This window comes from Lutibacter sp. (assembly GCF_041596795.1).
Lineage (GTDB): Bacteria > Bacteroidota > Bacteroidia > Flavobacteriales > Flavobacteriaceae > Lutibacter.
Map to the genome: position 1 here is coordinate 1 of NZ_JBFHHX010000255.1, position 2429 is coordinate 2429.

Here is a 2429-nt window from a genome sequence, read left to right on the forward strand (position 1 = left end):
AAGTTATACAAGTTGTTTAATAATGATTTATAGTAAAATAATTACTAATTGAGATTTTTAAATAACTAATTGATGATATAGTATGAAAGCTTTTGAAAAGCGTAGTTTAAATTTGAAAATAAAAAATAAAAATATAAAAAATGAAACATAGAGTACTTTTAAAAACGGCTTCAGTTTTTTTGTTTGCACATCTTTTTATAGGTTGTCAGGAACAAAATAAAACAACAGAACTAACCACAAATAATGTTAATGTGGATAAAAATATATCTACAGAATTTACACAAGTAAGTGTGTACACAACAAGTGCAAATAGCGATGTTAAATTACAAATGACGGATGCAAATATTCCACTTTCTGATTTTAAACAACCATTGGAAACAGAAGCATCTATTTATGTAAACCCAGGAAAACAACACCAAACTTTATTGGGAATTGGATCTGCTTTAACCGATGCTGCTGCAGAAACGTTTTATAAATTAACAGAAGATCAGCAAAAGCTTTTTATGGAAGCTTATTATAGCGTTGATAAAGGAATTGGATATTCTTTAGGTAGAACAATTATTCATAGTTGTGATTTCTCAAGTGCAAGTTATACTTATATTGAAGAAGGCGATACAGATTTAAAAACGTTTAGTATTGAGCACGATAAAAAATATAGATTGCCATTTACAAAATTAGCAATTGAAGCAGCAGGTGGAAAATTAACAATGTTCGCAAGTCCTTGGAGTCCACCAGCATTTATGAAAACTACAAATAATATGTTGCAAGGCGGAAAATTAAAACCAGAATTTTACCAACCTTGGGCAAATTATTTTGCAAAATTTATTAAAGCTTACGAAAAAGAAGGTGTTCCAATTTGGGGTTTAACAATCCAAAATGAGCCAATGGCAAAACAAACTTGGGAATCTTGTATTTATACGGCTGAAGAAGAAAGAGATTTCTTAAAAAACAATTTAGGACCAACACTTGAAAAGGAAGGTTTAGGCGATAAAAAAATTATTGTTTGGGATCATAATAGAGATTTAATGTTTGAAAGAGCAAACGTAATTTTAAACGATCCAGAAGCTAATAAATATGTTTGGGGAACTGGTTTTCATTGGTATGAAGATTGGAAAGATGGTACACCAATGTATAAAAATGTTGCTGCGGTAAATGAAGCATTTCCTGATAAAAATTTAATTTTTACTGAAGGATGTAATGAAAAATATGACCTTACAAGAATTGCTGATCCAAAATTAGCTGAGCGTTATGGAAAATCTATGATTAACGATTTTAATAACGGAACCGTTGCTTGGACAGATTGGAATATTTTATTAAATGAAAATGGAGGTCCAAACCATGTAGGGAATTTATGTTTTGCTCCAGTTCATGGAAATACACAAACAGGGCAATTAACTTTTACAAATACCTATTATTACATTGGTCATTTTTCAAAATTTATTCGTCCAGGAGCTAAAAGATTATCAACAGGTACAACTGCAAACCATTTAAGTGCAACATCATTTATAAATACCGATGGTAGTATTGTAGTTGTAGCTTTAAATGATAGCGATAATCCTATAGAGTATATGCTTACTTTAAACGGTAAAACAGCAAAAATTTCAATGCCAGAAAGATCAATACAATCAATAATCTTAAAATAAATTATAGCTCTAGAAGCCTTCGTTATGTCAAAAAAAGTAATATTTATAGCATTTGTAGTTTCCTTGGGAGGCTTTTTATTTGGCTTTGATGCCGGAATAATTTCAGGAGTAATGTCTTATGCTGGTCCAGAATTTAATTTAAGCGATGGACAAACTGGTTGGGTAGTAAGCTCTCCTTCTTTTGCTGCTATGATTGCCATGTTAATATCGGGTAGATTAAGTGATGTAATTGGACGTAAAAAAATATTAATTGTAGTAGCGTTTTTATATGCCGTATCTGCAATAGCATCAGCATATGCCAATTCTTATGAAATGTTGTATATCGCAAGAATGATTGGTGGGTTAGCATTTGGTGCAGCATTAATTTTAGCACCAACGTATATTGCCGAAATTTCATCTGCAGAAAACAGAGGAAAATTGGTTTCAATTCAACAGTTAAACATTGTTTTAGGATTTTTTGCAGCGTTTTTAAGCAATTATTATTTCAATAAATTAAACACATCAGGCAGTTCGTTTTTAAACGATGAAAATGTTTGGAGATGGATGTTAGGAGTAGAATTTATTCCAGCTATTTTATATTTCTTGTTTTTATTTTTTGTGCCTAAAAGCCCACGTTGGTTGTGTTCAGTTGGTAAAATTGAGGAAGCTAAAAAAGTATTAAATAATTTATACGGAGAGCAATTAGCAAAAGTTGAAATTGGATCTATAGAGAAAAATATACAAGATCAACAATCAAAAGAAAAAGTTTCGGTTTTAGAATTGTTAAAACCTTCTTTGCGCTTTATT

General features: G+C 30.6%; 2 protein-coding genes. Both read left to right on the forward strand.

All coding sequences use genetic code 11. The features are described from left to right. Window positions 1–140 precede the first annotated feature (140 nt). Complete coding sequence (locus tag ABY298_RS16025; RefSeq protein WP_372747048.1) at window positions 141–1643, forward strand: glycoside hydrolase family 30 beta sandwich domain-containing protein; 1503 nt, start codon at window positions 141–143, stop codon at window positions 1641–1643. A 24-nt stretch (window positions 1644–1667) separates the two neighbouring features. Next, window positions 1668–2429, forward strand: a 762-nt coding sequence (locus tag ABY298_RS16030; RefSeq protein WP_372747049.1) for an MFS transporter, incomplete at its 3' end; no start/stop codon positions are given.

What these genes read in the sequence shown, in the direction of transcription:
- ABY298_RS16025 (WP_372747048.1), top strand. Translation starts at nt 141, where the DNA reads ATGAAACATAGAGTACTTTTAAAAACGGCTTCAGTTTTTTTGTTTGCA.